Below are 3,821 nucleotides of genomic sequence, written 5' to 3'. Positions count from 1 at the left end.
ACTTATTATTTATATATTTAGCGCGCTCTTTGCATAGGCTTGTATTTTTATGAATAGCGTGCTAATTTTGTATACTCAGTTGTGGTGAATAAAAATTCGCATCATTATTCTTTCGGCTGTTCCGGTGCCTGCCAGGGCCGGTCTGGATGCTGGCCGGACCAGCCGAGCTGGGGCAGCGTCATAAGGCGATACATGTCTTCCTCAGAAATAGTAAAGTCGTCAATGTCAAGGTTCCCCTTCATCCGTTCCAGACTCGACGATTTGGGCAGCGGCACAGCGCCGAGCTGTTCTACATATTTCAGGCATATCTGTCCTGCATTTTTGTGGTACCGTCGGGCCAGTTCCTGAATCAGCAGGTCCTGCAGGACCCGGCCGCGGCCAATGGGGCTCCATGCTTCTGCCAGAATACCCTGATCCCGGCAAAAATCGAGTGCCCCAATCTGGCTGTACCCCGGATGAATTTCCAGCTGATCCACCATGGGCATGACCGTCGCCGTTTTCATGAGATTCAGCAGATGATGAGGCAGGAAATTGCTGACCCCAATAGCCCGTACCTTCCCGTCTCGATACAGGTCTTCCAGAGCGCGCCAGCTTTCCTGATCCAGCTGCTTCCACGCGTCACTTTCAAGATCGCCATGAGGATCTTTGGGCCAGTGAATCAGGAACAAATCCAGATACGTCGTCTGCAGCCGCTGCAGGGACTGCTGGAAAGAAGCCATGGTCCGGTCATAGCCCAGTTCTGTCGGCCAGACTTTGCTGGTAATAAAAAATTCACTTCTGTCGACGCCGCTGTCTCTGATGACTTCGCCTACTTCCTCTTCATTCCCGTAGGCTGCAGCCGTATCAAAATGACGGTATCCTGCTGCAATAGCCATTTCAATGATTTTTTTGCCCCCTTCCAGGGCTTTGTACGTGCCAAAGCCAATGCCCGGCATTTGTACGCCATTCGACAGTACTCGATATTTCACATAACTCCCACCTTTCAATAGTTAACTTGTAATATAATTGTATTATTTCATACATTCTGTCTATCTGTCAAAATTTGTTTGCCCATGCAAAAAAGGAGAGCCCCCTGCAGCAGGGACTCTCCTCGTTTGGGTTACATCATGATGAAATTAGAATTTATACGCAGCCTGTACGGTCCAGGTGTCACTGTCTACGGTGCTGCCCTTCTGGTAGGCATAACCTACACCGAAGCTGTAATCGCCGTGTTCGGCAGAAATGCCGGCTTTGGCCAGGAAGCTGCCTGCATCAGTGACATCATAGGCAAAGGTGTCTGCTGCTGTCCCGTACGATACAGTCTGATCGGCATTCCGGTCGCCAACCGTCCAGATATAGCCAATACCTGCATAGGGCTTAATATTCCAGCTGCCCCGGTTCAGGTTCAGCGAATAATCGGCCCCTACAGGAAGAAGGAAGAGATTCTGTGTTTCCTTGTCATAGGACAGGCCCAGGCTGGACGTATACTGGTCCGTCGTGAGGCGGAGATACCGGGCGCCTACATACGGCGTAAGGGTGCCGCTGCCGAAGTCATAATCCCGCAGGGCCTTAACGCCCAGAGACCAGGCTTCTGTATTCGGTTCAGCCGTAACGGTAGTGCCATTATTGTACTGCGTCAGGTCGTGACTGCCGCCCAGGTAGGACAGATCAGCTGCCAGACGATAGGCGCCCAGGTCTTTCCGGCCATAGAGGGAAACGCCCAGATATTCGGCATCATTTTTCGTGTACACTGCGCCATTAGTACCGCTGATACTGCCGTCAGCATAGGAAACAGCGATGCCTGCAGCGGTACCTTCTTTCTGATACAGGTCGGCACCGACGATGGCCCCGTTGTACTGCGTATCCAGATTCAGGGCTCCCCCTGCAAAGCCGAGGCTGTCAATATCTTCCGTGCTGTGGAAGCCTTTGGCCCAGATATCTTTTTCCGGCGTGTCTTCGTGCGTATCCAGTGCGTCAGCAACAAGTCCCGTTACAGCATAGGTGCTGTGCTGAATGCCGCCGGCCTGACCAATGCCTACAGCAGCATTGTAGGCATCAGCGCCGTTTTCAATAAGCGACATAACACCGCGATTATTGTCAGTCGTTGCAGAAAGAGCCACCGGCAGAGCAAGGTAACCAACAAGATTCTTTTTGTTTGCTTCTGTTATGCCTGCTTCGACGACGCCGTTTTTACCCAAATACTGAAGGGGATTGGCAAAGGACGTATTCGCAATATCCCAGAAGGAAACTTTGCTGTTTGTATTACCATCTGTAGAATACAGGGATTTTCCCGTATAGGCACCGCGCACCTGGAGTTTTGCTCCGTCCGCGACATTGAAGCTGCCGCCATTCTTGACGTCAACAAGGGGAGCTCCCTTCAGTACGGATGCGTCTGCAATAGTCGTGGTATTTCCCTTAATGGTGACATTAGCCTTGTCTGCCGCTTTGATCTGGCCGCTCAGTTCTACTGTACCTGCCGTACCATTGCCGATAGTAAATGTGGTGTTTTCACCAGATACATCTGCTGCCACGCCATTGCCGCCGGCAAGAACAATCTTCCCGTTTTCCTGCGTGCTGGCTACATTCAAGGTACTGTTCTTATCGAGATCAACTGCAGAATTAGTTTTGCTGATGACGCTGACATTTTTACCAGTTACGGAAATATCTGCTGTTGCATTCAGATTATCTGTTGTCCCATTATCGGTTCCATCTGATTTCTTCTTCGCGCCTACGCCAGCAGAAATACCAATGCCAGCGGTCTCAATAGAGACATCTCCCTCAGCAGACTCAACCTTCAATGTACGCGTACCGCTTTCACTGTGTCTGCCAACAGACAGTCCAGCACCCTTATCGCTGATAATAGAAACTCCCTTAGCACCGGAAATTTTCAGATTGGCATCGCCTGTTCCGTAATGGTATGAACCATTATAATATTCATCTGTAACACCAACTACCGCATCTGTAGCAGGTTTTGATGCTTTTTCACCTGTTACACGGAGAGTTATCTTTCCACCTGCAGTAAGTGTATTTTCTACACCTTGATCCGGTTCCTGATATACACCGGCTGTCATAAGAGCTCTATAATTGCTTGTCAAATTGACATCATTGGCGATGTCAACCTTTAGCGTGCCTTTATTATTAGTGTTTGTGCTCTGCGCCATCAAGAAACCTGCACCACGTACATTTCCATACAGATTATCTGCCATGACATCAATCGCCGCACCGTACGCGTGGAAGCCCTGATCTGCATTGAGCACATTATCTGCCGTACCGAAATTGATCGTTCCTATATCTTTGATAGTAACATTAGCACCGTTCACAGCTTTCAAGGCACCGTCTACAGACGTTTTCGATGTCTGAGTTGCTTCAAAATTAAGGGAGTTCAAATTTTGAATGGTAAGCTTAGAACCTGCTTCTACGAGAATATTATCTCCCTGCGGATATTTTGCAGGATCCGTTTCATTACCATTTAAAATCTTCTGATTATCTTCCGTCCATTTCACTGTCCAGTCTACAGTCTTATCCCCACCATCAAAGGTTACTTCTGTATCATTTCCTGTGGTTTTGATCGGATTTGTATATTCTCCCACATTATCTTTCGTCAAATCGACAGTCTTTGTAGAAGTATACTCTTTCCATGCACTTTGTGTATCAGCCGCCAGTACCCCTTCCCCGTATACAGGGGCTAACAATGCCGCCATGACAGCAGCGGCCAAAATCGTCTTTTGCTGTTTCATACTATAATCCTCCTTTATATACTACATACAATATGAGGGATTTGCTATGACGCAATACGCTTCACAGGTATTCTATATAACCCCCAATATTATCCTTATTATAGC

Annotated in this window: 2 protein-coding genes; both read right to left on the bottom strand. The window is 48.5% G+C overall.

Annotated elements, in window-relative coordinates:
• Positions 1 to 104: 104 nt before the first annotated feature.
• Entirely contained in the window at positions 105 to 968 is an 864-nt protein-coding gene (locus Q3886_RS09035) for an aldo/keto reductase (RefSeq protein WP_301861089.1), read from the bottom strand.
• Positions 969 to 1,115: 147 nt separating this feature from the next.
• On the bottom strand, positions 1,116 to 3,716 hold the full coding sequence (locus Q3886_RS09030; RefSeq protein WP_301861087.1) for an autotransporter outer membrane beta-barrel domain-containing protein: 2,601 nt from the start codon (positions 3,714 to 3,716) through the stop codon (positions 1,116 to 1,118).
• Positions 3,717 to 3,821: the final 105 nt, after the last annotated feature.

Source organism: uncultured Megasphaera sp. (assembly GCF_958350005.1).
In the GTDB taxonomy this organism is placed as follows: Bacteria; Bacillota; Negativicutes; order Veillonellales; family Megasphaeraceae; genus Megasphaera.
Note: the sequence above shows the minus strand (reverse complement) of the source record. Positions and strands in the feature narration are given on the sequence as shown.

Bases quoted from the DNA above. Each gene is read 5' to 3' on its own strand.
- Q3886_RS09030 (WP_301861087.1), bottom strand. From the start codon at position 3,716: ATGAAACAGCAAAAGACGATTTTGGCCGCTGCTGTCATGGCGGCATTG.